The sequence below is a fragment of the Bradyrhizobium sp. UFLA03-84 genome (assembly GCF_002289535.1).
In the GTDB taxonomy this organism is placed as follows: Bacteria; Pseudomonadota; Alphaproteobacteria; order Rhizobiales; family Xanthobacteraceae; genus Bradyrhizobium; species Bradyrhizobium viridifuturi.
This window is the reverse complement of record NZ_NSJY01000018.1, coordinates 126967-152702: the sequence shown is the minus strand read 5'-3', so window position 1 is coordinate 152702 and position 25736 is coordinate 126967. Positions and strand designations below refer to the sequence as shown.

Below are 25736 nucleotides of genomic sequence, written 5' to 3'. Positions count from 1 at the left end.
ACTGAGAGCGCCGAGCAGTGGAGTGCCAATGCCGTTTGTCTTTGATCAAACTGAAATCGAGTGGCCCGACGACGAATCCGATCCGCCGCCGCCGCGCGCCGACCAGTTCGTCTACCTGCCGGCGCCGGAATATGGCGGACAACACGAGCCCGTTCGTTTTTCGCTGGACGTCCCGCCCGAACCGCCGGCTCCCGAGAGCGTGCCGTTTCCGCGGCCGAGCCTGTGGAATCGCCTGCGCGGCCGAAAGCCCTCGGCTGCGCAACGGGCACCGGCAGTCGCAGCCCTGCATGACGCGCGCGCCGCGCACGCCGCCTTTGTCCGGCAGCGTCTGCTCGCGGCGGCAGTGCCGGCACTCGGCGAGCTCGGCGTCCGCCAGATCTACTGCCGTTATGACGGTGGCAATGACGAGGGATTTGCCTGGCTCGACAGTGCCACGCTTCGCGACGGTACGCGCATCGATCGCGAGGTGCTGGTCGAGCAACTCGTCGCGCACAAGCTGCTCGATCGACTGATCGCCCGCGGCGTGACGCGCCGGTACGACGCCATGAGCGAGCACAAGCAGGTCGCCTCCTTCATGCACGACTGGCTGTGCACCGAGTTTGCGGTCATGCTGCTCGGTAGCGGCTACGGCACTGGCGAACATGTGCTCTACGGCGCGTTCACGGTCGATTTCGATGCTGGCACCGTGGTTGACGACCCCGGCGCCGATCCGGTGACCCGAAACAGAGAGATCGCGAGGTAGCCAGACGATGGCGCATCCCTATCATCATGCGGTCCGCTCCGCGCGCCTGTTCGGCGGAACGCCCGAGGACTATCTCGCGATCCACGACTGGTTCGACGAGAGCAAGGCGCATCTCGCCGACGTGCGTCACCGTGCGCTACGCCACCACAGCGAAGGTATCTTCCTGTGCGAAGCGATCTTCGGCGCGACGCTGACCAACAGCGCCGGCAAGCAGGTGCCGGTGCGCACGGTCGGCGAGCAGCACGTCAAGGACGATCTCGGCTGGATTCCGTCGGTCAAGGATTGGTTGCAGCACATCGAGCTGCAGCCATGGATGGGCCGGACGCCGTTCCGGCCACAAATGGAAACATCCGCACCGGCCGCGGTTGCGGAACACGAGGCCGGTGACATCAGGATGACGTGAACGGCCCAAGCAATCCGGGGCCCGTGTTGCCCGCTGCGTGGCGCTATGATTCAATGCAATGCATGTGCCCGGTGTTGATCTGCCGGATCGTGACCGGGAGTATCCATGACGTCTGAGCCGTCCGCTTCGCGAAACCGGCTGGTGCTGGTTGTCTACACCGCGGCGATCTTCGTCAGCGCCCTGTTGCTGTTCTCGGTGCAGCCGCTGTTCACCAAGATGGTGCTGCCGCGGCTCGGCGGCTCGCCGGCGGTGTGGTCGGTGGCGATGGTGTTCTTCCAGTCGCTGCTGCTCGGCGGCTATGCTTATGCGCATCTGTTGATGAAGCTGAAGCGCCGTGTCGTGCCAGTTGCGGTGCATCTCGTGCTGCTCGTCGTCGCGCTGCTGACTTTGCCGCTCGCGATCAGGAGCGGCTGGGGCGAGCCACCGACCTCCGGCTATGCGGTCTGGCTGCTCGGCCTGTTCGCGGTCTCGATCGGGCTGCCGTTCTTCGCGCTCGCCGCCAACAACCCGCTGCTGCAGGCCTGGTTCGTGCGCACCGGGCACCCGAACGGGCCCGATCCGTATTTTCTCTATGCGTCGTCGAACATCGGCAGCTTCCTGGCGCTGCTGTCCTATCCGGTGCTGCTCGAGCCGATGTTCACATTGCGCACCCAGAACCTGATCTGGACCGGCGGCTATGGCCTGCTGATCGCTCTGATCGCCGCCTGCGGCGTGCTGCTGTTGCGTTCACCGGCCTATGCCGCCGCACGCGACTCGCAAGCGGATGATGCCAAAGCGCTGGCGCCGTCCTGGCCGCGGCGGGCGCGCTGGATCTTCCTGGCCGCGGTGCCGTCCGGCCTCCTGATCGCGGTGACGGCGCATATCTCGACCGACGTCGCGGCGGCTCCCTTGCTGTGGGTGCTGCCGCTGTCGCTGTATCTGCTGACCTGGGTGCTGGTGTTCCAGTCGCGGCCGCTGTTGCCGCACAAATGGATGTTGCTGGCGCAGCCGCTGGCGATTGCCGGCGTCGTGATCCTGCTCGCGGTCGGCGGCGAGCAGAACCTGCTGCTGACGCTCGGCGGCCATCAACTCTGCTTCTTCATCATCGCGATGGCCTGCCACGGCGAGCTCGCGCGCACCCGCCCCGCGGCGAAATACCTCACCGGCTTCTACGTCGCGCTGTCGTTCGGCGGCATGGTCGGCGGCCTGTTCGCCGGGCTGATCGCGCCGTTCACCTTTTCATGGATCGCCGAATATCCGATCCTGCTGGCGCTGGCGGCACTGTGCCGTCCGACCGGCGGCGCGGAGCGGCTGCCGCGCTGGGGCGCCTGGTACTGGCCGTTCCTCGCTGTGCTGGCTGTGGCGCTGATCGCGCCGAGCTATTCGGACGGCGACATCTTCAACTGGTTCGACGACCACCGGGTCTGGGTGATCGGCGCGGTCGGCGTGCTCTCGGCGCTGCTCGCGCTCGCGCTGAACGCCAATCGCTGGAAGATCTTCGTAACCGTCGTCGTCGCTCTGGTCGTGCTGCGCACCTATCCGTCCGACGACGGCCGCGTCGAGACCGTGCGCAGCTTCTTCGGCGTGCACAAGATCGTGGTGACGCCGAACGGGCAGTATCATGTGCTGATGCACGGCACCACGATCCACGGCGCCGAGAAGTTCAAGAATGACGACGGCACGCCGGTCACCGGGCGGCCCGAGCCGATCAGCTACTATCACAAGGATGGCGGTATCGGGCGGGCGATCACGGCGATCCGCGAGCGCAAGGGGGCGCCGCTGAAAGTGGCGGTGATCGGTCTCGGCTCGGGCACGCTGACCTGCGCGTCGGAGCCGGGAGAAGACTGGAAGTTCTTCGAGATCGACCAGTCGATGGTCGACACCGCGCGCGATCCGAAATACTTCACCTACATCCAGAACTGCGAACCGAACCTGAAGCCTGTGATCGGCGACGCGCGGCTGACCTTCGCCAAGGAGCCGGACGGTGTCTACGATCTCATCATCGTCGATGCCTATTCGTCGGACGCGATCCCGATCCATCTCGCGACCGAAGAGGCGATGGCGATCTACAAGGAGAAGCTGGCGCCGCAGGGCGCGGTCGTGATGCACGTTTCCAACCGCCATCTCGAACTTGCCAGCGTCGTGGTCGGTATCGCGGACGCCAACGACATGAAGAGCTGGGTCTACAGCGAGGACTCCGGCCGCGACAACGAGTATATCTTCTCGACCTCGGTCGTAGTCTCCGCGCGCGAGGACGCCGATGTCGGCAAGCTCACATCATCAGATGTCTGGACCGAGACCGATGCCAACGAGAAGCAGCGGGTCTGGACCGATGATTATTCCAACGTGCTGGGGGCGGTCTACCGGCGCCTGCGCGACGGCGAGCAATGAGTCCGATCGGTCTCTAGAGCGTTTTCGAGCGAAGTGGACACCGGTTCGCGTGAAGAAAACGCGAATCCACGCCGGTAGGGAATTTCTCCTCGTGCGTCACCGGATGTATCCTCGTCACGTAACCGGAGTTCCGCTCGAACGGCCGGGTCGGCTTTGGAGGAGTGTAGGGAACAATGTCAAGGCTCCCCGGAGATTGCAGATTTGATTGGTCTCTAGCTTTCCGATACTAGCAGCTTGGCGACCTGCGGCGTGATGATTGCTGCGAACAGCCCCGGATCGTTGAACGCCCTCGCGGAGAGCATCGCTCCATGGACCGATGCCATCAGCATCTGGGCCTCCTCTTCCGGCCGCTTTTCCAGCCGGAGCAGCCGCTGCTCCGCGCCGGCGCGCAGCACCGAGGTGAGCCATGCCGCGAGATGATGGAAATGCGCGCGCACGCGTGATGCGACCTGTTCCGGCAAGATCGGCATCTCGCCGGCAAGCATCGCGCAAACGCAGAACGGCAGCGTCGCATCTCGAATGCACGCCTGCCAGAAGTTCACGTAAGCCTGCAGTTGATCGGCTGGGCTTGCGGACGGCTCCCGAAGCGCCGTCAGGCCCAGTTGGGTCTGCTGCCTGTAGCGATCGACCAGCGCCGAAACCAGCTCGGCCTTGGTCGGAAAGTGATGGTGGATGCTCGCCTTCCTGATGCCGATCGCAGCCGAGATATCGGCATAGCTGAAGCCGTTGTAGCCCCCCGCAACGATGAGAGACTGCGCGACATCGAGAATTTTTTCGGACGTCGAAATCATCGCATTCATGTCAGACCTACCTTCCAGTAGGTAAATTACCAAGACATATCAAGGCTTTCCTCGTCTCACACAGAGACGTGTCCAGGCGCCAGATTGACTTGAATTGGCCGGCTACCTACTAGTAGGAAGATGGAGGGAGTCTGTCAATGCAAAGCCACCTTTCGACCCAGTCCGCCTGGCTGCGATCCTACTATCTTGGGCGCGCTATCTTCTCGATCGCCTGGGTTGCCGCTGCCGTTCTGTTCAGCAGGCAAGCCGGCGCGGCTGCGTTTCTACTCGTGATCTACCCGGCATGGGACGCCGTCGCCAATCTGGCTGACGCTCGGGTCAATGGCGGGCTGATCGCCAATCCATCCCAGACCTTGAATGTCGCGGTTAGCGCGATCACCACGGTCGCCGTCATCGTGGCGATCGGCCACAGCAGCTACGCCGTTCTCGCCGTGTTCGGGGTTTGGGCGATCCTTGCGGGCGTGCTGCAGTTGGTCACCGGCGCCAGGCGCTGGCGCGATTATGGCGCGCAATGGGCGATGATCCTGAGCGGCGCGCAGTCGGCGCTCGCCGGCGGCTACATGATCAGCCGATCGATCGGCACCGCAGCGCCGACGATTCTCGACGTCGCTCCCTATGCGGGCTTCGGCGCGTTCTATTTCATGCTGTCCGCAATCTGGCTCGTTGCCAGGGCGCAACGCAGCGCGCGTGCGTAGGCGCGGCCTGGCGGCACCGGCGAGCGCGCGTCGACGTCAGCGCGATCGCTATTTCTTCTCCGGTGCCGTCGCCGCTGCTGCGGGCGTCGAAGCGGCGAGCAGCGGCATCGTCGGTGTGGTCTCGCCGGCATCCTCGTCGAGGAATTGCTCGACGCCTGCCTGGATCGACGACTTCGCGCTCTCAGGGCCGCGGTCGCTGAGGTCGTTGTGATGGAATTCGGTCCGGACCACCTTGATGCCGAGCCTGGCGCAGGTCTCCTCGTCAGGCACGACACCCGGATCGGCCTTGAACACCGGGTCCCTGGAACGGAACGACAGGATCTTGATCTTGCTGTCGGTGATGAAGGGGACGCGCAGATTGTCCAGCGTCACGACCTTCTTGACGAGGTCGGGATGCTGCTTGGCGAAGAACATCGAGATGTCGCCGCCGTTGGAGTGACCGATCAGCGTCAGCGCGCGATAGTTTGCGTTCGGATAAAGCTTCTTGAGCTCGTCGATCGCATACATGATGTTGAAGACACCGCGATTATATTGCATGCGGCGGCCGACATATTCCTCGCCGACCTTGGTGACCATCGGCGCATCAGTGTCGAGATCGTGCTGGATGCTGACCACGAGGTAGCCGCGCGATGCGAACACGTTGGTGAGGAACGAGTACTCGGTGTTCCTGACCGTGTTGCCGTGGCTCAGGATCGCGACCGGCAGCTCGATCATCTCGGCCATGGCCTGCATTTGCCGGTCGCGGCGGACCGCCACCTCGACGGTGACGTTGCGGTCGTCGCGCATCACGTCGTGGAACGTCATGGTCGTGTGGCTGATGGCCCATCTGTCCGTGGTGAAGTAGCCGGCCATCGTGACGACGCACAGGCAAAGGACGATGATGCCCCGTTTCATTTCGACCTCTGATCTTGCCTAACTGACCCGCGCTCTGGCCCTGTTCTCATGGGGCATTCCGCGTGAATCGGCCTCCGGAGGCCAGGCGGGCGCTTTTGCCGCCGAATATCGGGCTAATTTTACAATCAGATGACGACGCGACGACGGGCCCTGGCGCACGACGTCGCGTGCCGTTCAAGACGGTCACAAGCGGGTGAGGAGGCTTCGGGACCGGTGGCGCGCGATCACGGCGCCGCCGGCGGGCTCAGGCGCCCGTCTCAGTCCTGATAGTTGTTGCCGTAGAAGTCGCGCTGCCGCGGGTAGTACGGCCGCGGCTGATAATAGCCTTGCGGCGCCGCCGCGTAGCCCTGGTTGCCGTAATACTGCTGCTGGCCATAGGCCTGTGCGTCGTAGACGCGGCGGCTTGACGGCGGCGCCGGGTAGCGCTGCGCGGTCGAGCTGCCGTCGGCCGGATAGATGTAGCCGTCGTCGACGCGGGCCTGCGCCGGATATTCACGCGGCTGCGGGGTCAGGACGACGGGGTCGCCGGCGGCGGCGGTGCCATACTGCTCGTCTTGCTGCGGCGCGCGGCGGGCGACCGCGGTGCCGTTGCGCCCGCGGGGATTACGCGCCAGCGCGACTTGCGCCGAGCCGGTCAGCGTCACGGTGGTGTTGAGCACACCTTCCTTCTGGACCAGTGCGTAGAGCGTCGAGGCGTTGTCGCGCGACAGCCGCACGCAACCATGCGAGGCCGGGGTGCCGAGGCGGCTCACCGAGTCGGTGCCGTGAATCGCGTGGCCGATCTTGGTGAAGAAGATCGAATGCGGCATCGGCGCGTCGTCGAATTCCTTGGAGTAGTGATCCTCTTCCATGCGGAAGGCGCGGAAGGTGCCGTTCGGCGTCTCGCGCGAGGGAATGCCACTCGATACCGGCCAGTGGTAACGGGCGACGCCGTCGACCGCGACGGTCATCTGCTGGTTGTCCTTGTCGATGGTGATATCGACCTTGGCCTGCGCGGCGCCGGCGGTGAAAAGCATTACGGACGTGAACGCAATGAGGAACGAACGCATTTTATTACCCTTGGCCTCCAGGCCTGTCGCAGCAGCGGCTCTCCGTCCCCGCAACCAATATGCACGGAATCCGAATTTGGTTCCAGTCGCGGACCCGGTGCATCGTTAATCCCGCGCGCGGCGCAAACAAGGCCGAAGCCGGGCGGGCCCGTCACGACGTGCTGACTTTTTCGCGAGCAGGGCGCGACAACAGCCCCGATGAACCGCCAACGCAACCATTTGGCCGCATGGGCGTTTCACAATCCCGCCCCGACGACGCATTCGCGTCGCACTTTAAGGAACTCAGATGAACAACAGCAAGGTTAAGACCGCGGCCGTCCACCCAGCCGGCCTCTCCGCGCGGCTCCTGCTTGCGGCCGCTGGCCTCGCTTTGACACTGGCCGCTGTCCCCCATGCCGGCCATGCCCAGGGCATCGTCCGCGGAGCCCACGAGGGTGCCTATGAGGGCAACCGGATCGGCGGGCCCGTAGGTGGCGTGGTCGGCGGAGCTGTCGGTGCCGGCGTGGGCGGCGCGATGGGCGCGGTCAAGGGCGTGTTCGGTATCCCGGATCGCGGCTACCGTCGCGGCCACCGCTGCCGCGGCTATTACCGCCACGGCCATTTCCATTGCTACTGATCGGGATCGTCATTCCGGGTTCGCGGCAAAGCGCGGGCCGGAATGACTTGGTTTCGCGAGTCAGTTCTTCAGCCGGTATCCGGTCCTGAAGATCCACGCCACGATCACCATGCAGGCGATCAGGAACGCCGCGGTCATGCCGAGGCTGAGCCCGACGCTGACGTCGGCGATCTCGTAGAAGCTCCAGCGGAAACCCGAGATCAGGTAGACCACCGGGTTGAACAGGGTGATGGTGCGCCAGCCCGACGGCAGCATGTTCACCGAGTAGAAGCTGCCGCCGAGGAAGGTCAGCGGCGTCACCACCAGCATCGGGATCATCTGCAGCTTCTCGAAGCCGTCGGCCCAGATGCCGATGATGAAGCCGAACAGGCTGAAGGTGACGGCGGTCAGCACCAGGAAGGTCAGCATCCAGACCGGATGCTGGATATGCAGGGGTACGAACAGTCCGGCGGTCGCCAAGATGATCAGGCCGAGGATGATCGACTTGGTCGCAGCCGCGCCGACATAGCCGATCACGATCTCCAAATAGGAGATCGGCGCCGACAGGATCTCGTAGATCGTGCCGGCGAATTTCGGGAAGTAGATGCCGAACGAGGCGTTGGAGATGCTCTGCGTCAGCACCGACAGCATCACGAGGCCCGGCACGATGAAGGTGCCGTAACTGACGCCCTCGACCTCGGTGATGCGCGAGCCGATCGCCGCACCGAACACCACGAAATACAGCGAGGTCGACACCACGGGCGAGACGATGCTCTGCAGCAACGTGCGCCAGGTGCGCGCCATTTCGAACAGATAGATCGCCCGGATTGCGCGATAGTTCATGGCGCCCTCACGATGCTGACGAAGATGTCTTCGAGGGAGCTCTGCCTGGTGTCGAGGTCGGAGATGCGGATGCCGGCATTGCGCAGATCGTTGAGCAGGCTGGTGATCCCGGTGCGATCGCCCTTGGTGTCGTAGTCATAAGTCACTGCGTGGCCGTCGTCGGACAGTTCGAGATTGTAGGCGGCGAGTGCAGGCGGGATGGCGTCGAGCTTGTTCTGCAATTGCAGCGTCAGCTCCTTCTTGCCGAGCTTCTGCATCAAGGTCGCCTTGTCCTCGATCAGGATGATCTCGCCCTTGTTGATGACGCCGATGCGGTCGGCCATCTCCTCGGCTTCTTCGATGTAATGCGTGGTCAGGATGATGGTGACGCCGGACGCCTGCAGCGTGCGGACCACCTCCCACATGCCCTTGCGCAACTCGACGTCGACGCCGGCGGTGGGCTCGTCGAGGAACAGGATCTGCGGCTCGTGCGACAGCGCTTTCGCGATCATGACGCGGCGCTTCATGCCGCCGGACAGGGTGATGATCTTGTTGTCCTTCTTGTCCCACAGCGACAGGTCGCGCAGCACCTTCTCGATATGAGCCGGGTTCTTCGGCTTGCCGAACAGGCCGCGGCTGAAGCTGACGGTCGCCCACACCGACTCGAAGGCGTCGGTGTGCAGTTCCTGCGGAACCAGCCCGATCATCGACCGCGCCGCGCGATAATCCCTGATGATGTCGTGGCCGCCGATCTTGATCGTGCCCTGGCTCGGATTGGCGATGCCGCAGATGATGCTGATCAGCGTGGTCTTGCCGGCACCGTTCGGTCCGAGCAACGCGAAAATCTCGCCTTTGGCGATATCGAGATTGATGCCCTTCAGCGCCTTGAAGCCGGAGCCATAGGTCTTCGAAAGATTGGATACGGAAATGATCGGCGACATGGAGGATCGGAAGCGTGAGAAAGGGAGCACGCGCGCGGATTGCGGTCCGGGCGGCGGCGAGATGCGGGGTCAACCGCAGATAGGGACGCATAATCCGTTCTGCAATCACCCGGCAGGGCGGAAAATTCGTTCTGCGGTGTGGCTGAGAGCCGCCCTCAGCGCTTCTTCATTGATTTCGGCGGCTTCTTGGCCGCAGCCGGGGCAGGGTGCGCGGGCGGCGCGGTGTCGGCGAGCTTGCCGACCAGCATGATCTGCACCTGGTTGTTGACAGGCGCGTTGGGACGGGCGGGGTCGAGCAATTGTTCCTCGCCGAGCCCGACCGACTGCAAGCGCTTCGGCGTGATCTTGAAGGTGTTGACCAGGATGTCGCGGATCGCGTCGGCGCGCCGCTGGCTCAGGATCACGTTGTTCTCGCGCCGGCCGGTCGATTCGATGTGACCGACGATCAGGAAGGTGTACGGCAGCAGCGAGGAGTGGGTCAGCGCATCGGCGATGCGCCCGACGGTCTGGTAGGAATCCGGCAGCACGATCGGCGTGTCGACGTCGAACTGGATATCGGCATTGAACGCCGGCAGGTTGTTCAGGTCGGGCGCGATCGGCGGCCGCTTCTGCGGCGGGGGCTCGTTCTTCGATCGCGACTTCGATCGTTCGGCCGCCTGCTGGCGCAGCGCGGCGACGTCGATCTCGGCGTCCGTCTGGTAGTGATTCAGCTTGCCGATGATGTCGTCGCGCGTGACGGCGGTTTGCGCGTGTGCGGGCGGCGTCGCCAGCAAAGCGAGCGTGCCGAGCAGGCCCAACAGGCTAACATCACGCAGGCCTCGCCTCGACGCGCGCATCATTGATACCCCGCGTCATTGATCGCCTGTGCGCAATTGCGGCTGAGGCCCTTGGCGGCGACCAGGCAGGGCACCGATTTGCTGGTCTCCTTGGTCGAGCCGCCGCACACCTTGACGATCTCGCGGGTGCAGGCATTGGCAACCGTCACGCGCGCCGCGATCCGCTTCTGGATCGCATCGAGGGTGGAGAAGTAGCTTTCCTTGCACGTCGGCGAGATCACGTCGCGGTTGCGCGACAGGCACTCCTTGAGACGGTTGGAGTCCAGATTGACGCCGCGGCAGTTGGCGGTGATGTCGGCGCCGCAGGCCTTGGCGAGCTGCGCTGCGGAATCACCAAAGCTGATCGTCTCCGCGACCGCCAGCGACGGCGCAGTGAGCGCGACGACAAAAAGGAAAAACCCACCCCGGACCATGCGGCCATCTCAACCCATGAATTCAACTGGGGTCAAGAGCTACGAACAGAGAAGGCGCCGTTCTGTCACGCCCGCTCCACAAAGCTGTCGACCACCTTCTTCTCGCCGGCCTTCTCGAAGGCGATGGTCAGCTTGTTGCCGTCGATCTTCACCACATGGCCGTAGCCGAATTTCTGGTGAAACACCCGATCGTCCAGCGAAAATTCCGACGTCGTGCCGGTGGACTTCGCCACCAGCTCGCCCTCGATCACCATGGGACCGCGCTTGGTGCGACTGAAGCCTTCCGAGGAAAACGAGGATTGCCGCTCATCGAATCCGCCGCCGCCGCTGCGGCCCCCGCCACCGCGGCCGCGGTTGGCCTGGGCGCGCTGCCAGCCCGGGGTCGAATAGCTCGAGCCGAATGATTCGAGGTTGTCGAAGCGCGAGGCGCCGTAGCCGCCGCTGCCGCCCCAGCCCGACCCGCCCTTCGATTCGGTGATCTCGACATTGTGCGCCGGCAGCTCGTCGAGGAAGCGCGAGGGAATCGTGGTCGACCAGGTGCCATGGATGCGGCGGTTGGTGGCGAAGTAGATCTTGGCGCGGCGGCGGGCGCGGGTCAGCCCGACATGGGCGAGGCGGCGCTCTTCCTCGAGCCCGGCGCGGCCCTGCTCGTCCAGCGTGCGCTGGCTCGGAAACAGGCCTTCCTCCCAGCCCGGCAGGAACACGTTGTCGAATTCGAGGCCCTTCGCCGAATGCAGTGTCATCAGCGACACCGCTTCGTCGCCGGCCTCGCCGTCGCGGTCCATCACCAGCGAGATATGTTCGAGAAACCCTTGCAGGTTCTCGAATTCCTCCATCGACCGGATCAGTTCCTTGAGGTTGTCGAGCCGGCCGGCGGCGTCGGCCGAGCGGTCCTTCTGCCACATCTCGGTGTAGCCGCTCTCGTCCAGCACGATCTCGGCAAGCTCGGTATGCGAGGTCACTTCGCGCTGGGCGCGCCAGCGGTCGAACTGCATGACGAGGTCGCGCAACGAGCCGCGCGCCTTCGGCTTCAGCTCGTCGGTCTCGACCACCGCGCGCGCCGCCTCGAACAGCGGAATCCGGCGCTTGCGGGCGTGGTCGTGCAGCAGCTGCACGGTGGCGTCGCCGAGTCCCCGTTTGGGCACGTTGACGATACGTTCGAAGGCGAGATCGTCGGCCGGTGAATTGATGGTGCGCAAATAGGCCAGCGCGTCGCGGATTTCGGCGCGCTCGTAGAACCGGGGACCACCGATCACGCGGTAGGGCAGGCCGAGCGTGACGAAGCGATCCTCGAACTCGCGCATCTGGAACGAGGCGCGGACCAGGATGGCGACGTCATTGAGGTTCTCGCCGGCGCGCTGCAGCTCCTCGAGTTCCTCGCCGATCGCGCGCGCTTCCTCTTCCGAATCCCAGGAGCCGGTGACGGTGACCTTCTCGCCGTCGACATCCTCGGTGCGCAGCGTCTTGCCGAGCCGGCCTTCATTGTGCGCGATCAGATGCGAGGCCGCGGCCAGGATGTGGCCGGTGGAGCGGTAGTTGCGCTCGAGCCGGATCACCTTGGCGCCGGGGAAATCGTGCTCGAAGCGCAGGATGTTGTCGACCTCGGCGCCGCGCCAGCCATAGATCGACTGATCGTCGTCGCCGACGCAGCAGATGTTTCGCGGCGGTGCGGACGGCGGCGCCAGCGCCGGTTGCGCGGTGGCGTCTTCCTTCGCCGGATCGGCGTCGGTCGCTCCGGGAATGATCGCCGAGATCGGAAGACCCTGCCGCGCCGGCGCCTGCGACAGCAGGCGCAGCCACAGATATTGCGCGACGTTGGTGTCCTGATATTCGTCGACCAGGATGAACTTGAAGCGGCTCTGGTACTGCCGCAGCACGTCAGGATTTTCGCGGAACAGCCTGATGTTCTCGAGCAGCAGGTCGCCGAAATCGGCGGCGTTGAGGATCTTCAGCCGTTCCTGATAGGTCGCGTAGATCTTGCCGCCCTTGCCGTTGCCGAATGAGGCGGCTTCGCCCGCCGGCACCTGCGACGGCGACAGCCCGCGGTTCTTCCAGCTGTCGATCAGCCCGGCCAGCATCCGCGCCGGCCAGCGCTTGTCGTCGATGTTCTCGGCCTGCAACAGCTGCTTCAAGAGCCGCACCTGGTCGTCGACGTCGAGCACCGTGAAGTTGGATTTGAGCTGCACCAGCTCGGCGTGGATGCGCAGGATGCGGCCGCCGATCGAGTGGAAGGTGCCGAGCCACGGCATGCCCTCGACCGCCTGGCCGAGCATCTGGCCGAGCCGCAGCTTCATCTCGCGCGCCGCCTTGTTGGTGAAGGTCACCGACAGGATTTCCTGCGGGCGTGCACGGCCCTGGCTCAGGATGTGCGCGATGCGCGTGGTCAACACCCGCGTCTTGCCGGTGCCGGCGCCGGCGAGCACCAATACGGGACCGTCGAGCGTCTCGACCGCTTCGCGTTGTTCGGGGTTGAGGCCGTTGAGATATTGCGGACCGGCGGCCGCCCGCGCACGCGCGGCGATGCCGCCAGCCGCCGGCTGGTGCTCGGGAACGCCGTGATGGGGCAATTTGCTCGGCTCGGTCATTGGCGAATCGTCTCAGCCCCACGATGGCACCGTGGGACGGTGAAGGGGAGCCTTCTTAACAGGGATTGAAGGCCATATAGGACCTGATCGGCCGTTTTGACAGGTTTTATCGTGCGCGGCGGGAACGGTTTTGGCAGCAGTCTGCCGTGATCTTGGTTCCTGAAATCGGCGAAAATATCGCGGTTTCGGGCTCAGGAACCAGCGTTCCGCTGCCGGTTTGTTTCCTCAAGCTATGGCGCCGGGCGAGAGGCGGCGCGAGGAAACCGAGCAGAGGTTCGATCATGCTGAGCTGGGTCGTCACATTCCTGGTCATCGCCCTGATCGCGGGCATTTTGGGTTTCGGCGGCATCGCCGGCGCCTCGATCGAAATCGCCAAGGCGATCTTCTTCATCGCCATCATCCTGTTCCTGGTGTCGGCGGTGGTCGGATTGGCGCGCGGCCGCACGAGGGTTTAGCCAACGGCTGGCTATTTTTTCGACGGCATCGCCACGTTGCGGCCGATGCCCTCGGGACGCGGCACGCCCGCATAGCTGTCCACAATGGCTTGAGTGCGGGCGCGGATGTCAGGCGGAAATGCCGCCACCTTGCGCGCCTCCATGTCGATGTGCAGCGTGAGGTTTTCCGAGGTCGCGGACAGCCAGCCCTCGGTGGCATGGCGCAGCTCCTCGAACGTGTGCAGCCGCTTTTCGTCGGCGCCGAGCAGGAAGACCGAAACCTGCACGGGATCGCCGAGATGGATTTCCCGCAAGTAGCGCACGTGGCATTCGGCCGTGAAGGTCGAGCAGTGCCGCGCCTTCATGTAGGCCGGCCCGATGCCGAGCTGCAGCCACATCTCGTCGATGGCGCGGTCGAACATCACATTGTAGTAGGCCATGTTGAGATGGCCGTTATAGTCGATCCATTGCGGGTCGATCTGCATCACGGACGATTTGAACGGGGCTGACGGAAGCGGCATCTCGCTCGTGGCAGTCTCTGACGTCATCTTCCATCCCCGGTTCGTTGGCGTGCGAGCATGAACTTTTCTGTGACTCCCGCGACCACTTTTTCAAGTCAGGCTCTCTTGACCCCTTATACAAGCTTTGCCACGGTCGGCTAAAGCCGGGAGGAAAATTGACGTGGCGACAACGATTTCGAGCAATGTGACGCGACCTGAACCGCAGGCCCTGAAGCGCGCGATCGACGCGCTGGCGGCGCGGTTCGGCAACCGGCTCGTCACGTCGCAGGCGGTGCGCGAACAGCACGCCCATACCACCACATGGCTGCCGAACCAGCCGCCGGACGCGGTCGTGATGGCGCAGGAAACCGCCGACATCCAGGACGTGGTCCGGATCTGTGCCGCAAACCGCGTACCCGTCATCGCCTTCGGCACCGGAACCTCGCTGGAGGGCCAGGTCAACGCGCCGGCGGGCGGCGTCTGCATCGATCTGCGCGACATGAACAAGGTGCTGGAGGTGCATGCCGAGGACCTCGACTGCGTGATCCAGCCCGGCGTGACGCGGAAGGCGCTGAACGAGCACCTGCGCGACCAAGGCCTGTTCTTCCCGATCGATCCCGGCGCCGATGCCTCGCTCGGCGGCATGACCTCGACCCGCGCCTCCGGCACCAACGCGGTGCGTTACGGCACCATGCGCGAGAACGTGCTGGCGCTGAAGGTGGTGCGCGGCGACGGTGAGATCATCACGACAGGCACGCGCGCCAAGAAGTCGTCGGCCGGCTACGATTTGACGCATCTGTTCGTCGGCGCCGAGGGCACGCTCGGCATCATCTCGGAACTGACCATCCGCCTGCGCGGCATTCCCGACACGATCGCCGCCGCCGCCTGTTCGTTCGAGACCGTGCGCGGCGCCTGCCAGGCGACGATCCTCGCGATCCAGACCGGCATCCCGGTCGCCCGGATCGAGTTGCTCAACGCCGCGCAGGTGAAGGCCTGCAACAGTTATTCCAAGCTGTCGCTGCCCGAGACGCCGCTGCTGCTGCTCGAATTCCACGGCAGCGAGGTCGAGGTCGCCGAGCAGTCGAAGAATTTCCGCGACATCGCCGCTGAATGCGGCGGCGGCGACTTCACCTGGACCACCAAGCCGGAGGACCGCACCAAGCTGTGGCAGGCCCGGCATGACGCCTACTGGTCGGTCAAGGCGCTGCGCCCCGGCGACAGCATCGGCGTCGTCGCCACCGACGTCTGCGTGCCGATCTCGCGGCTGGCCGACTGTGTCACCGAGACCGAAGAGGATCTGAAACGGCTCAATCTGCTGTCGCCGATCGTCGGCCATGTCGGCGACGGCAATTTCCACTGCTCGCTGCTCTGCGACGTCAACGACAAGGACGAGATGGCGCGCGGCGAGGAGTTCATGCACCGGCTGGTCGAGCGTGCGCAATCAATGGACGGCACTTGCACCGGCGAGCATGGCATCGGCCAGGGCAAGCAGAAATATTTGATGGCCGAGCTCGGCCCCGAGGCGCTCGATGCGATGCGGGCGCTGAAGCAGGCGCTCGATCCGCAGAACATTTTCAATCCCGGAAAGATCGTTCCTGCCGTCTAACCAGTCGGATATTCCTGCCACGGACATTGCGATGTGGTTGTTCAACAAGACCAGGCGAAAGGATATCTGGGACGATCCGCTCGAGCAGCCGCTCGGCGACATCGAAGCTGCGCACAGGATCCGTGAGATCTGCCGCGACGCCGCCGGCTGCGCCGAGGCGGTCGGTTCGCCCGCCAAGCGTTCGCCGAAGAACCAGCAGGTCGAACGCGATCGCTACGAGCGCGCCGCCAAGGCCGCGATGGAGACCGCGATGAAGATCTCCGACGAGCTGGTGCGCGATTCCGCGGTGCGCGAGATCATTGGTCTGTGCATGAAGGCCAACAACATCAAGACGGGGCGGGCGCTGTTTCGTGCCATCCACGCCGGCTCGATCAAGGCCGAGGTCTTGATCGAGCATCCGTCGCTGGATGGCGAGCAGGCTTGAGCCGCTTGACCCGAGCTGCTTGAAATCAGGCTCGATCGGTTTCGCAACGCGCTGCCAAAATATCGAAAACAACCCCATGCAAAGCAGCCGGCCGTGGGCCGGCGTTCGACCAGGCCGCTCGACGCGTCGGGCAACTCACGGATATTCTTCCAGTATTCCGAAATCACCCGGGTGCACGCCCGCCCCGCGGTGCATATGGCAGTTGCGTGGTTCCCGCGTCGTCATGGCCGCTCTCAGCGGCAATCAAGCCGATCCCTGGTCTCCGCCCAGCGCGCGCACCGCCTCATCGACGCTATGAAAGACGTGGTCCCGGCTGAGGACATCGTAAAGGTTGAAGCGCTCGAATGCGTCCTGCGCGCGGGTGGATTCCAGCCGCGCCACGGCCACCGTCAGGCCGTCATCGCGGCATTCGCGGAACAGGTCGCGTAGCGCCTGAGCCGCGGTGAAATCGATCTCGATCATGCCGCTGGCCTCGATCACCAGCAGCCGCGGCTTGGGCGTCGCGGCGCCGACGGTCTTGAGCACGCTGCCGTGGAAGCCTTCTGCGTTGAGGAACGACAGCGGTGCCTGCAGGCCGACGACGGCAATGCCCGGCTTGCGCTCGCCGGTCACGTGCGGGCCCGTCGGCCACCAGATCGTGGTGCCGGGGACGTGGACGAATTCGACCAGCTGGCCGCGCGTCGTGGTCCAGATGCCGTGCAGTAGCGACAGCGCGATGCCGACGGCAACACCTTGCTCGATCGGCAACACGATGATCGCGGCTGCCGTCGCCACCACCAGCAGGAATTCATAGAACGACTGGCGGAAGATCGTGACGATCTGCTTGACGCGGATGATGCGCAGCGCCACGAACAACAGGACGCCGCCGAGCGCAGCGTCAGGCACGTGCTGCAGCAAAGTCGCGCCGAACGCCAGCAGCGCGAGCACGATGGCGGCGGCAAACAGCCCCGCGACCTGTGTGCGTCCGCCGGTCTCCGAGACGATGCCTGTGCGCGGCGGACTGGCGTTGACGGGGAAGGCGCCGAACAGCCCCGACAGAACACTGCCGGCGCCGGCGCCGAGGAAGTCGCGATCGACGTCGGCCGGCTTGTCCGGATCTGACAGGAACGAGCGCGTCGTCGCGGCGGTCTGCACCATCACGACGACGGCGATCAGGATCGCGAGCGACATCAGCTTGATCCATCGCTCCGGCGCGATGTCCGGGAATGCCGGCTTGGGCAGCGTGGCCGGCACGGTGCCGACCACCTTGACGCCCTTGCTCTCGAGATGGCCGGCGATCACGGCGATGGTGGCGACGACGAGTCCGATCAGCGCGCCCGGAATCCGCGCGCTGATCTTCTCCGATCCGGCGACGAGGGCCAGCACGCCGAGGCCGATCACCAGCGTATAGACGTTGGTCTGGTCGATCTTGTCGACGAGAACGCCGAGCTTGTAGAGCGTCGGCCCGTCCGGTGTGGTCAGGCCGAGCACACCCGGCAGCTGCGAGACAAGGATGTGCACGGAGATGCCGGCGAGGAAGCCGACCGTGACCGGCGTCGAGAGCAGATTGGCGATCCAGCCGAGCTTGAACAGGCCACCGGCGATCATGATCGCGCCGACCATCAGCGCCAGCGCCATCGCGAACGCCTGATAGTCCGGCGAGCCTGCCGTCGCCATCAGCGCCAGCCCGCCGGCGAAGATCGGCGTGATCGTGGAATCGGCGCCGCAGGACAGGAAGCGGTTGGCGCCGAACACCGCAAAGCCGAGCGAGCCGGCCATGAAGGCGAAGAAGCCGATCTGCGGCGAGAAGCCGCCGAGCCGCGCGGTCGCCATCTGTTCCGGGATTGCGATCGCGGCGAGCGTCAGCCCGGCGATCAGATCACCCGGCAGGTCGCTCGGCCGGAACGCCCTGAGTGAACGGAAGATCGGCCAGTTGGCTGACGTCGCAGGGGTTGGGGCCATCGGTCTCCGACTCAGCTGGCGGCGAAGGAGCGGCAATAGTCCGCCATCGCGTGGCCAAAAGCCAGCGAACGCGCGCGTGCAGGCGCGAAGGGCTAGCCGATATTCTGCAGCGCCGGGAAGGTCTCCAGCAGCCAGACGCTGACGCTGGAGACCGCGCCGGTCAGGAAGCCGATGCCGGTGACCACCATCAGCACGCCCATCACGCGCTCGACGGTGTCGAGATGACGCTTCATCCGTGCGAACAGCGAAGAGAACTGCTCGACCAGGAAGGCTGCGAGCAGGAACGGGATGCCGAGCCCGGCGGAATAGACTGCGAGTAAGCCGGCGCCTTTGGTCACCGTGGCCTGGGAAGCTGCGATCGAGAGGATCGCCGCGAGGATCGGTCCGATGCACGGCGTCCAGCCGAAAGCGAACGCAAGGCCCATGACATAGGCGCCCCACAACCCGACCGGCTTGGGCGCGGTCAGCCGCCCCTCGCGCATCAGCAGGCCGATCCGCGTGACGCCGAGGAAATGCAGGCCCATGATGATGATGACGATGCCGGCCAGGATCGAGAGCTCGGCCGACCACGCGCGCACCAACCCGCCGACGATGGACGCGCTGGCGCCGAGTGCGACGAACACGGTGGAGAAGCCGAGCACGAACATCAGCGCCGCCATCATGACCGCGCGCTTGGAGGCGGCGGTGTCGCCGTCCTGGTTGACCTGCTCGATGGTCGCGCCGGTCAAATAGATCAGATAGGGCGGCACCAGCGGCAGCACGCAGGGCGACAGGAAGCTGACTAGGCCGGCGATCAGGGCTGCCGGGATCGAGACGTCGTGCATCAAAGGACCTTCGCGGAATAACCGTTCTGTCTTGGCGTCTACGCAGCCAACAATCCAGAAGTTTCGTCGCTAAGGCCTTCAACTATGGTCACAGGCCCGTGTCCGGCGCGCTGCCAGGAACGGCACGACGGCGCCGCGCGCGAAATGCGGCCAGGTTTGCCAGCTCGCGGAAAATGGCGCTATCGTTCGCCGATTGCGCGGCCGATCCACGGGAGAGCGGCATGAACGAGCACGATTTCGAAAGGCAATTGAAGGCCGACGGTTTCCAGGAAATCGAGTTTCAGAAGCTCGATCCTCGCCCCGGCAAGGGACGGCACCGGCATCATTTCGAGATCCGCGGCCTGGTGATCTCCGGAACTTTTGTCGTCAGGCAAACCGGTGAACCCGTCGTCTATCGTTCCGGGCAGATATTTTCGGTCGCCGAAGGCGAATTGCACGACGAGTGGATCGAGGCCGAGGGCGCGTACGTCCTGGTCGGCAGGAAGTTCTCCGAGGGCGGGTCGTAACGCGAGAATGCGGACGTCTTAGTCATAGCTCGTGCAACACACTCGGTGTCGTCCCTGCGAAAGCAGGGACCCATAGCCACCGATGGTCATTGTGTTTTGCGCGGCGCGCCTCAACAACGCAACCCTGTGGTTATGGGTCCCTGCTTTCGCAGGGACGACGTGGGTGAGAGCGGTGTCCCCAGTCTCATACCACTACCGCTTGCGCGGACCCCGCGCCGACGGCGTCTCGAACTCCCGGCCGCGAATTCGCACCAGATCGTCGGCGGAATGCGCGAGCAGCACCACAGTGGCCGCGCGCGCCGCCTCCGCGTCGCCGGCCACGATCGCGTCGAGCACCGCGCGATGCTCGATCAGCGCGCGTGGACGGTGCGAGCCGGTTGCCGCAATCGTGAAGCTCTGGCGCAGCGTGATTTCGAACATCTGGGCGATCGGCCAGAAAAACTCGTTGCGGGTCGCGAAATAGATTGCCTGGTGGAACTTGATGTCGGCAGCGACGAACGCCTCGTTGGTTTGCGCCGCGTCCATCCCGTCGCATCCGGCGCGGATCCGCGCGAAGTCGTCTTCGTGGGCATGGCTGGCTGCAAGCGCCGCGGCGGCCGGTTCAACCGCGGAGCGTAGCTGGAACAGTTTTGCCAGATAGCGATCGATCTCCGCGGTCTCGAGGTGCCAGCGCAGCACGTCGGGATCGAGCTGATTCCATTGCTCGGGCGGCCGCACTCGTGTGCCGCTCTTGGGCCGCGACTCGATCAGGCCCTTGCCGGTGAGGGTGCGGATCGCCTCGCGCACCACCGTGCGGCTGACGTCCATCATCTCGCAGATCCGCATCTCCGGGGGGAGCGCCTCGCCGACGCCGATCTCACCGCGCACGATGCTGCTGCCGACCCGGTCGGTGACCTGACTGTGCACGCTCCGACGCAACGCGTTGGATGTCTGGAACATCGAAAGCCTCGCTGCGGTTGAACCTTGCGCCGCCGCGCCGCGCTCTTGCGCAACCGTACTGCTTTTGTCATACATTATGACAAAAGTGCTGCCAAGCTCGGGCCAACCGGCGGGCAGCCGATAACGATCCGTTCCTGGGGAGGAGCACCATCATGACGTCGATGCGCGTGAGCCGCCGTATTTTGTTGCGGTCATCGGCCGCTGCCGCAGCGTGGCTCGCCGCCGCGCCCGCCATCATCGGCCGCGCCGAGGCCGCGACGATGAAGATGCGGTGCTCGTCGTCGCTTCCGAACGACCCCAAATACGCCAACGGCCGCGTCTATTACGACAACCTCGTCAAGAGCCTGAAGGCGAACGGGCTCGGCGAGCAGATCGAGGTCACCTTCTTCCCCGACAACCAGCTCGGCCAGGAGATCGACGTCATCAACTCGGTGAAGCTCGGGGTGATCGACCTGATGGTCTCGGGCTCGTCGATCTCGGCGAACCTGGTGCCGCTGGTCGGCACGTTCGACCTCGGTTACCTCTTCACCAGCTATCAGCAGCAGACCAAGGCGTTCGATGCCGGTGCGGCGAAGCCGATCGAGGATGCGTTGCTCAAGGGCGCCGGCATCCACATCATCGCCTGGGCCTACAATTTCGGCGCACGCAGCGTGCTGGCGAAGAAGCCGGTGAAGACGCCGGAGGATCTCGCCGGCCTGAAGATCCGCACGCTGCCAAACCCGATCATCACCGAATGCCTGCGGTTGATGGGGGCCGCCGCGACGCCGCTGGCGTTCGGCGAGATCTACACCGCACTGCAGGCCGGCGTGCTCGATGGCCTGGAGCACGATCCGCCGACCATCCTGGCCAGCAAATTCTACGAAACCGCGAAACATTACGCGCTGACCCAGCACATCTTCTCGCCGCTCGCGGTCTATTTCAGCGACACCACCTTCAACCGCATGGCCCCCAAGCTGCGCGAAGGTTTCCTTGATGCCGCAAAGTCGGCCGCGGCCGACACCCGCGTGCACGGGCTCGCGGTGGAGAAGGAGGCGTTGGCGAGCCTGGTGGAGAAGGGCGTCACGGTGGTCGAATGCGACAAGGAGGCGTTCCGCAAGCGCGTGCTGCCGCAGACCGACAATTTCATCAAGGCGCGGCCCGAGGCGAAGGCCGTCGTCGATCTGATCCGCGCCACCCAGGCCTGAGGTCGACGCATGTCGATCGCCGCGATTGCGACGAGAAGCAGCATGGATCGGATCACGGCGCCGCTGCTCGCCATCAGCGACGCGATCGCCGCGATCCTGCTCGCCGCCGATCTCCTGGTGGTCTGCGTCTCGGTGCTGGCCCGCTTCCTGTTCAACGCACCGGTCGAATGGTCCGACGACGTCGCCCGCGGCCTGATGGTCGGGTCGAGTTTCTTCGGCGCGGCCAGTGCGCTGGCGCGCAGCGAGAATCTCGGCGTCGCCTTCTTCGTCAACATGCTGCCTCCAGGCGTGCGGCGGGTCGTCGACGCGGTCGGTGCGCTGCTCGTCACCGTCATTGCCGCCTATGTCGCATTCAACGCCATCAAGATGGGCTGGCTGACCACCGGGCAAACGTCGGGCTCCGGACTGCCGCTGGAGTGGACGTTCTATCCGATGGGCGTCGGTGCCGCGTTCATGACGATCTTCGCCGTCGAGACGTTCTGCGGCCGGCCGTTGCGCGACATGCTGGCCGGGATCGTCGCCACCGCCGTGATCGTCGGGCTCTATCTGGCCTGGGATGCGTTTGCGCCGTCATCGGTGCCGTCGTCACAGACGCTGATGCTGATCGGCTTCTTCCTCACCCTGTTCGGCGGACTGCCGATCGGCTTTGCGCTGGCGCTCGCGGCGCTGATCTTCATCTGGGTCGAAGGCACGCTGCCCGGTGTGATCTTCGCCCAGCAGATGGCGCGCGGCATCGACAATTTCGTGCTGCTGGCGATCCCGTTCTTCATCCTGGTCGGCTATCTGATGGAAGCCAACGGCATGTCGGTGCGGCTGATCGAACTGCTGCAGCGCGCGGTCGGACGGATGCGCGGCGGGCTTAACGTCGTGATGGTGATGTCGATGGTGCTGTTCTCCGGCATCTCCGGCTCCAAGATGGCCGATGTCGCCGCGGTCGGCTCGGTGCTTATTCCGGCGGCGCGCCGCTCGCGGCAGAATCCGGGCGGCGCCGTGGCGCTGCTCGCGGCCTCCGCGGTGATGGCTGAAACCATTCCGCCCTGCATCAACCTGATCATTCTCGGCTTCGTCGCCAATCTGTCGATCGGCGGCCTGTTCGTCGCCGGCATGCTGCCGGCCGCGCTGATGGCGCTGGCGCTGATCGCGGTGTCGATCATCTTCGGCAAGCGCCCGGAGGCAGGCGCCGAAGCCGAGCCGCGCGCCGCGGTCTCCGGCTTATGGACCGGCGCGATCGCCTCGTTCGGGCTGATCTTCATGATCTTCTTCGGCTTCAAGAGCGGCTTCGCCACGGCGACCGAGATCTCGGCCTTTGCCGCGGTGTACGCGATTGCGGTCGGCAGCCTCCTGTTCCGCGAACTCGGCGCGAGGAGCCTCGCGCACTGCTTCGTGCAATCGGCTGTCCGCTCGGGGCTGGTCCTGTTCATCGTTGCGGCCGCGCAGTCGCTCGCGTTCATCCTGACGCTGCAGCAGGTGCCGCACGCGGTCGGCGATCTCATGCTGGCGATCTCGGGCAGCCATGGCGTGTGGCTGTTCATGCTGCTGTCGATCCTTGTGCTGGTGGTGATGGGCTCGGTGCTCGAGGGCGCCGCGGCGCTGATCATCTTCGGGCCGCTGCTGCTGCCGGTCGCGGTCAAGCTCGGCATCGATCCCTTGCATTTCGGCGTCGTGCTGGTCATTGCGATGGGGCTCGGGCTGTTTGCGCCGCCGCTTGGTCTTGGGCTCTACGGCGCCTGCCTGATCGGCAACGTACCGATCGAGCAAACCATCAAGCCGATCGCGGGCTATCTCGGCCTGCTGTTGCTGTGCCTGCTGGTGATCGCGTTCGTGCCTGTCATCAGCACGGCGCTGCCGCATGCGTTGGGCTATTAGGGAGACGATCGTGAAGGTGCTTCTCGCCCATACCCCGCAGATGCGCCGCGACTATTACGGCGAGCGCAGCCTGAGTGCCTTGCGCGCGATTGCCAACGTCAGGCTGCACGACGGGGACGAGGCGCTCGACGCGGCGGCATTGGTCGAGGCTGCGGCCGATGTCGACATCATCGTCACCGATCGCATGACCCAGGGACCCGGCGAGATCTTCTCGCAGCTGCCAAAGCTGCGCGCCTTCGTGCGCTGTGCGGTCGATATCCGCAACATCGACGTGGCCGCGGCGTCCGCGGCCGGCGTGCTGGTGACACAGGCGAGCGCCGGCTTCATTCAGTCGGTCGCCGAGCTCGCGCTTGGCTTCATGGTCGATCTGTCGCGCGGCGTCTCGCGGGCCACTGCGGACTATCACGCGGGCAGGGCGCCTGAGGTCATGATGGGCCGCCAGCTTGCGGGCAGCACGGTCGGCATCATCGGCTATGGCAGCATCGGGCGTTATCTCGCCGGGATCGCCAAGCTGCTCGGCATGAACGTGCTGGTCGCCGATCCCTTCGCGACGTCAGATGACCCCGCGATCGCGCATCTGCCGCTCGACGAACTGCTGGCGCGTGCCGACTATGTCGTCTGCCTCGCGATCGCCAACGCGCAGACCGAGAACCTGATCGGGCAGGCCGCGTTGGCACGGATGCAGAAACACGCATTCTTCATCAACCTCTCGCGCGGCAATCTCGTCGACGAGGCGGCGCTGGCGGCTGCGCTGCGCGCCGGCGGCATCGCCGGCGCCGCATTGGATGTCGGCCGCGCGTCCGACCAGATGCCGACGCCGGAACTCGCGAGGCTGCGCAATGTGATCGCAACGCCGCATGTCGGCGGCCTGACGCCACAGGCGATCGAGCATCAGTCGTCGGAGACCGTGCGCCAGGTGGCGAAGATCGTCGCGGGCGAGGTGCCCGTCGGCGCCGTCAATGCCGAGCACTGGACGCGGCGGCCGCGGCTATGAAAGTTCAACAAGGCGCAATGCCGTCCGCGGGGCTGGACAAGAGCTTCGCATCCAGCCCAAACTTGGGCTTGCGATAACCGCGGCCATGAGCGCGCGGACAATCAATCAACGGACGTCCCGCAACAAACGACGGGCGCCGAGAGGGAAACAGGGAGTGCATCACATGGCCATGTCACGCCGTGACGTCTTGTTGGGCAGCGCCGGCGCATTGGGCGCCGCATCATTTTCCTTCCCGGCTCCGGCCATCGCACAATCGGAACCGATCAAGATCGGCTGCCTTGCGGCGATCACCGGCCCGAGCTCGGCGCCGACCGTCGGCTTCAACCGCGGCGTCAACTTCGCGGTCGATGCCATCAACGGCGCCGGCGGCGTGAAGGGCCGCAAGATCGAGCTCGTGATGCGCGACACCCAGGGCGACCCGACCAAGGCGGTGAACGCCACCCAGGAGCTGATCAGCCAGGCCAAGGTTCACGCGATCTGGGGGCCGCTGAACTCCGGCGAGGCGCTGGCGACGACGCCGATCATGGCGCGTGCCAAGATGCCGGACCTGCACCCCTGCGTGGTCGAGACCCTGATCGATCCGGTCAAGTACCCCAACGCGTTCCGCATCGCACCGTCGAACAATCAGTGGGACGATGCCGTGCGCAATTATTGCCTCAAGATCCTCAAGGTGAAGAAGGTCGCGGTGATCGGCGACACCACCGGGTACGGCGTCACGGCGGTCGGCGCGTCGGTCGCGGCGTTCAAGAAGGACGGCGCCGAGGTGGTCTATCAGGCCAATATCGACGCCACCCAGCCCGACATGACGCCGGACATGCTGCGCGCCAAGAATGCCGGCGCCGAGGCGATCGTGGTGTGGAGCGTCTCGACCGGCATGGAGGCGCGCATGTTCAACACCCGCGCCGCGATGAACTGGGACGTTCCTTTCGTCGGCCACCCATCGATGGCGTCGGGTGAGCTTGCGAGCCTGGTCGCCAAGCCGGAGAACTGGAAGAAGGTCTATGCGATCGGCTACAAGAGCTGCAGCTACGACAGCGCCGGCAAGCTGCCGCCGAAGAGCGAGGACCTGGTCGCGCGGCTGACCAAGGCCAATGTCGCGCTGAACGATACGCTGCTATGGTGGGTCGCGGGCGGCATCGACTGCATCGAGCTGATCGCGAAGGCCGTCGCGGAAAGCGGCTCGACCGACAGCGCCGGGATCATCAAGTACTGGAACTCGCTGTCGACCTATCCCGGCTATTTCGGCAATTATCGCTTCTCGCCCACCGAGCATAATGGCTATCTGACCGAAGAGATCGTGATGTCGGAATCGAGCACCGCGAAGAACGGCACCTTCGCGCTGGCGCCGGGGTACACATAGACGGGCGAGGGCG

Annotated in this window: 25 protein-coding genes; 13 read left to right on the top strand and 12 right to left on the bottom strand. The window is 65.0% G+C overall.

All coding sequences use genetic code 11. The features are described 5' to 3' along the window. The first annotated feature begins 28 nt into the window (after positions 1-28). The 3 genes from CK489_RS37425 to CK489_RS37415 all read left to right on the top strand — a co-directional run bounded on the left by CK489_RS37425 (position 29) and on the right by CK489_RS37415 (position 3515). Positions 29-742 (top strand): hypothetical protein, encoded by a 714-nt coding sequence (locus CK489_RS37425; RefSeq protein WP_095735846.1) that lies wholly within the window; start codon positions 29-31, stop codon positions 740-742. A gap of 7 nt (positions 743-749) precedes the next feature. Continuing rightward, positions 750-1145, top strand: a complete 396-nt coding sequence (locus CK489_RS37420) for a DUF6915 family protein (RefSeq protein ID WP_245350699.1) — start codon at positions 750-752, stop codon at positions 1143-1145. Between the two features lie 105 nt (positions 1146-1250). After that, the gene (locus tag CK489_RS37415; protein WP_095735845.1) at positions 1251-3515 is read left to right on the top strand and encodes a spermidine synthase; all 2265 of its coding nucleotides are present in this window, start codon (positions 1251-1253) and stop codon (positions 3513-3515) included. Positions 3516-3727: 212 nt separating this feature from the next. On the opposite strand, the gene CK489_RS37410 is transcribed toward CK489_RS37415, so the two are convergent. Next, complete coding sequence (locus CK489_RS37410; RefSeq protein ID WP_095735844.1) at positions 3728-4315, bottom strand: TetR/AcrR family transcriptional regulator; 588 nt, start codon at positions 4313-4315, stop codon at positions 3728-3730. Between the two features lie 137 nt (positions 4316-4452). On the opposite strand from CK489_RS37410, the gene CK489_RS37405 reads away from it, so the two are divergent. Then, positions 4453-5010: a DUF308 domain-containing protein gene (locus CK489_RS37405; protein ID WP_095735843.1), complete on the top strand. Its 558-nt coding sequence runs from the start codon at positions 4453-4455 to the stop codon at positions 5008-5010. Positions 5011-5058: 48 nt separating this feature from the next. On the opposite strand, the gene CK489_RS37400 is transcribed toward CK489_RS37405, so the two are convergent. After that, positions 5059-5904 (bottom strand): alpha/beta hydrolase, encoded by an 846-nt coding sequence (locus CK489_RS37400; RefSeq protein WP_244486127.1) that lies wholly within the window; start codon positions 5902-5904, stop codon positions 5059-5061. Positions 5905-6161: 257 nt separating this feature from the next. Next, entirely contained in the window at positions 6162-6953 is a 792-nt protein-coding gene (locus tag CK489_RS37395; RefSeq protein WP_050628376.1) for a L,D-transpeptidase, read from the bottom strand. Positions 6954-7239: 286 nt separating this feature from the next. Here CK489_RS37395 and CK489_RS37390 point away from each other — a divergent pair, with 286 nt between their 5' ends. Next, on the top strand, positions 7240-7569 hold the full coding sequence (locus CK489_RS37390; protein WP_050628377.1) for a hypothetical protein: 330 nt from the start codon (positions 7240-7242) through the stop codon (positions 7567-7569). A 60-nt stretch (positions 7570-7629) separates the two neighbouring features. On the opposite strand, the gene CK489_RS37385 is transcribed toward CK489_RS37390, so the two are convergent. The 5 genes from CK489_RS37385 to CK489_RS37365 form a co-directional block, all read right to left on the bottom strand. Beyond that, entirely contained in the window at positions 7630-8391 is a 762-nt protein-coding gene (locus tag CK489_RS37385; protein ID WP_050628378.1) for an ABC transporter permease, read from the bottom strand. After that, positions 8388-9311, bottom strand: coding sequence for an ABC transporter ATP-binding protein (locus tag CK489_RS37380; protein ID WP_050628379.1), 924 nt, complete (start codon positions 9309-9311; stop codon positions 8388-8390). The genes CK489_RS37385 and CK489_RS37380 overlap by 4 nt, the downstream gene beginning before the upstream one ends. Positions 9312-9466: 155 nt before the next feature. After that, positions 9467-10150, bottom strand: coding sequence for an OmpA family protein (locus CK489_RS37375; protein ID WP_050628380.1), 684 nt, complete (start codon positions 10148-10150; stop codon positions 9467-9469). Continuing rightward, positions 10147-10560, bottom strand: coding sequence for a hypothetical protein (locus CK489_RS37370; protein ID WP_050628381.1), 414 nt, complete (start codon positions 10558-10560; stop codon positions 10147-10149). Before CK489_RS37370 ends, CK489_RS37375 begins: the two co-directional genes overlap by 4 nt. Positions 10561-10625: 65 nt before the next feature. Continuing rightward, positions 10626-13145 carry an ATP-dependent helicase gene (locus CK489_RS37365; RefSeq protein ID WP_095735842.1) on the bottom strand — a complete coding sequence of 840 codons (2520 nt, stop codon included), beginning with the start codon at positions 13143-13145 and terminating at the stop codon, positions 10626-10628. A 281-nt stretch (positions 13146-13426) separates the two neighbouring features. On the opposite strand from CK489_RS37365, the gene CK489_RS37360 reads away from it, so the two are divergent. Next, positions 13427-13600, top strand: a complete 174-nt coding sequence (locus tag CK489_RS37360) for a DUF1328 domain-containing protein (protein WP_021077209.1) — start codon at positions 13427-13429, stop codon at positions 13598-13600. Positions 13601-13611: 11 nt separating this feature from the next. Here the strand turns inward: CK489_RS37360 and CK489_RS37355 are convergent, their stop codons facing one another. Continuing rightward, complete coding sequence (locus CK489_RS37355; protein ID WP_095735841.1) at positions 13612-14100, bottom strand: thioesterase family protein; 489 nt, start codon at positions 14098-14100, stop codon at positions 13612-13614. Between the two features lie 160 nt (positions 14101-14260). Between CK489_RS37355 and CK489_RS37350 the strand changes: the two genes are divergently transcribed. Both CK489_RS37350 and CK489_RS37345 read left to right on the top strand, forming a co-directional pair. After that, entirely contained in the window at positions 14261-15685 is a 1425-nt protein-coding gene (locus CK489_RS37350) for an FAD-binding oxidoreductase (RefSeq protein ID WP_095735840.1), read from the top strand. A gap of 31 nt (positions 15686-15716) precedes the next feature. After that, positions 15717-16109, top strand: coding sequence for a hypothetical protein (locus CK489_RS37345; protein ID WP_095735839.1), 393 nt, complete (start codon positions 15717-15719; stop codon positions 16107-16109). A 243-nt stretch (positions 16110-16352) separates the two neighbouring features. On the opposite strand, the gene CK489_RS37340 is transcribed toward CK489_RS37345, so the two are convergent. Beyond that, positions 16353-18050 (bottom strand): SulP family inorganic anion transporter, encoded by a 1698-nt coding sequence (locus tag CK489_RS37340; RefSeq protein ID WP_095735838.1) that lies wholly within the window; start codon positions 18048-18050, stop codon positions 16353-16355. Positions 18051-18142: 92 nt separating this feature from the next. Beyond that, complete coding sequence (locus CK489_RS37335) at positions 18143-18874, bottom strand: cytochrome c biogenesis CcdA family protein (RefSeq protein ID WP_094193945.1); 732 nt, start codon at positions 18872-18874, stop codon at positions 18143-18145. Between the two features lie 221 nt (positions 18875-19095). Between CK489_RS37335 and CK489_RS37330 the strand changes: the two genes are divergently transcribed. Continuing rightward, the gene (locus tag CK489_RS37330; RefSeq protein ID WP_128089533.1) at positions 19096-19380 is read left to right on the top strand and encodes a hypothetical protein; all 285 of its coding nucleotides are present in this window, start codon (positions 19096-19098) and stop codon (positions 19378-19380) included. Positions 19381-19572: 192 nt separating this feature from the next. Here CK489_RS37330 and CK489_RS37325 read toward each other — a convergent pair whose 3' ends face one another. After that, a complete protein-coding gene (locus CK489_RS37325) occupies positions 19573-20319 on the bottom strand; it encodes a FadR/GntR family transcriptional regulator (protein ID WP_244486128.1) in 747 nt (248 codons plus the stop codon). A 152-nt stretch (positions 20320-20471) separates the two neighbouring features. Here CK489_RS37325 and CK489_RS37320 point away from each other — a divergent pair, with 152 nt between their 5' ends. The 4 genes from CK489_RS37320 to CK489_RS37305 all read left to right on the top strand — a co-directional run bounded on the left by CK489_RS37320 (position 20472) and on the right by CK489_RS37305 (position 25723). After that, entirely contained in the window at positions 20472-21503 is a 1032-nt protein-coding gene (locus tag CK489_RS37320) for a TRAP transporter substrate-binding protein (protein ID WP_050628390.1), read from the top strand. A gap of 9 nt (positions 21504-21512) precedes the next feature. Beyond that, positions 21513-23369: a TRAP transporter large permease gene (locus tag CK489_RS37315; protein WP_095735837.1), complete on the top strand. Its 1857-nt coding sequence runs from the start codon at positions 21513-21515 to the stop codon at positions 23367-23369. A 10-nt stretch (positions 23370-23379) separates the two neighbouring features. Further along, positions 23380-24363 (top strand): NAD(P)-dependent oxidoreductase, encoded by a 984-nt coding sequence (locus tag CK489_RS37310; protein ID WP_095735836.1) that lies wholly within the window; start codon positions 23380-23382, stop codon positions 24361-24363. A 163-nt stretch (positions 24364-24526) separates the two neighbouring features. Further along, positions 24527-25723 (top strand): ABC transporter substrate-binding protein, encoded by a 1197-nt coding sequence (locus tag CK489_RS37305; protein ID WP_244486131.1) that lies wholly within the window; start codon positions 24527-24529, stop codon positions 25721-25723. The last annotated feature ends 13 nt before the right edge of the window (positions 25724-25736 follow it).

Bases quoted from the DNA above. Each gene is read 5' to 3' on its own strand.
- CK489_RS37325 (WP_244486128.1), bottom strand. From the start codon at position 20,319: ATGTTCCAGACATCCAACGCGTTGCGTCGGAGCGTGCACAGTCAGGTC.
- CK489_RS37345 (WP_095735839.1), top strand. From the start codon at position 15,717: ATGTGGTTGTTCAACAAGACCAGGCGAAAGGATATCTGGGACGATCCG.
- CK489_RS37425 (WP_095735846.1), top strand. From the start codon at position 29: ATGCCGTTTGTCTTTGATCAAACTGAAATCGAGTGGCCCGACGACGAA.
- CK489_RS37330 (WP_128089533.1), top strand. From the start codon at position 19,096: ATGAACGAGCACGATTTCGAAAGGCAATTGAAGGCCGACGGTTTCCAG.
- CK489_RS37385 (WP_050628378.1), bottom strand. From the start codon at position 8,391: ATGAACTATCGCGCAATCCGGGCGATCTATCTGTTCGAAATGGCGCGC.
- CK489_RS37355 (WP_095735841.1), bottom strand. From the start codon at position 14,100: ATGCCGCTTCCGTCAGCCCCGTTCAAATCGTCCGTGATGCAGATCGAC.
- CK489_RS37380 (WP_050628379.1), bottom strand. From the start codon at position 9,311: ATGTCGCCGATCATTTCCGTATCCAATCTTTCGAAGACCTATGGCTCC.
- CK489_RS37335 (WP_094193945.1), bottom strand. From the start codon at position 18,874: ATGCACGACGTCTCGATCCCGGCAGCCCTGATCGCCGGCCTAGTCAGC.
- CK489_RS37375 (WP_050628380.1), bottom strand. From the start codon at position 10,150: ATGATGCGCGCGTCGAGGCGAGGCCTGCGTGATGTTAGCCTGTTGGGC.
- CK489_RS37400 (WP_244486127.1), bottom strand. From the start codon at position 5,904: ATGAAACGGGGCATCATCGTCCTTTGCCTGTGCGTCGTCACGATGGCC.
- CK489_RS37360 (WP_021077209.1), top strand. From the start codon at position 13,427: ATGCTGAGCTGGGTCGTCACATTCCTGGTCATCGCCCTGATCGCGGGC.
- CK489_RS37305 (WP_244486131.1), top strand. From the start codon at position 24,527: ATGGCCATGTCACGCCGTGACGTCTTGTTGGGCAGCGCCGGCGCATTG.
- CK489_RS37410 (WP_095735844.1), bottom strand. From the start codon at position 4,315: ATGAATGCGATGATTTCGACGTCCGAAAAAATTCTCGATGTCGCGCAG.
- CK489_RS37415 (WP_095735845.1), top strand. From the start codon at position 1,251: ATGACGTCTGAGCCGTCCGCTTCGCGAAACCGGCTGGTGCTGGTTGTC.
- CK489_RS37320 (WP_050628390.1), top strand. From the start codon at position 20,472: ATGACGTCGATGCGCGTGAGCCGCCGTATTTTGTTGCGGTCATCGGCC.
- CK489_RS37370 (WP_050628381.1), bottom strand. From the start codon at position 10,560: ATGGTCCGGGGTGGGTTTTTCCTTTTTGTCGTCGCGCTCACTGCGCCG.
- CK489_RS37315 (WP_095735837.1), top strand. From the start codon at position 21,513: ATGTCGATCGCCGCGATTGCGACGAGAAGCAGCATGGATCGGATCACG.
- CK489_RS37405 (WP_095735843.1), top strand. From the start codon at position 4,453: ATGCAAAGCCACCTTTCGACCCAGTCCGCCTGGCTGCGATCCTACTAT.
- CK489_RS37395 (WP_050628376.1), bottom strand. From the start codon at position 6,953: ATGCGTTCGTTCCTCATTGCGTTCACGTCCGTAATGCTTTTCACCGCC.
- CK489_RS37340 (WP_095735838.1), bottom strand. From the start codon at position 18,050: ATGGCCCCAACCCCTGCGACGTCAGCCAACTGGCCGATCTTCCGTTCA.
- CK489_RS37390 (WP_050628377.1), top strand. From the start codon at position 7,240: ATGAACAACAGCAAGGTTAAGACCGCGGCCGTCCACCCAGCCGGCCTC.
- CK489_RS37420 (WP_245350699.1), top strand. From the start codon at position 750: ATGGCGCATCCCTATCATCATGCGGTCCGCTCCGCGCGCCTGTTCGGC.
- CK489_RS37365 (WP_095735842.1), bottom strand. From the start codon at position 13,145: ATGACCGAGCCGAGCAAATTGCCCCATCACGGCGTTCCCGAGCACCAG.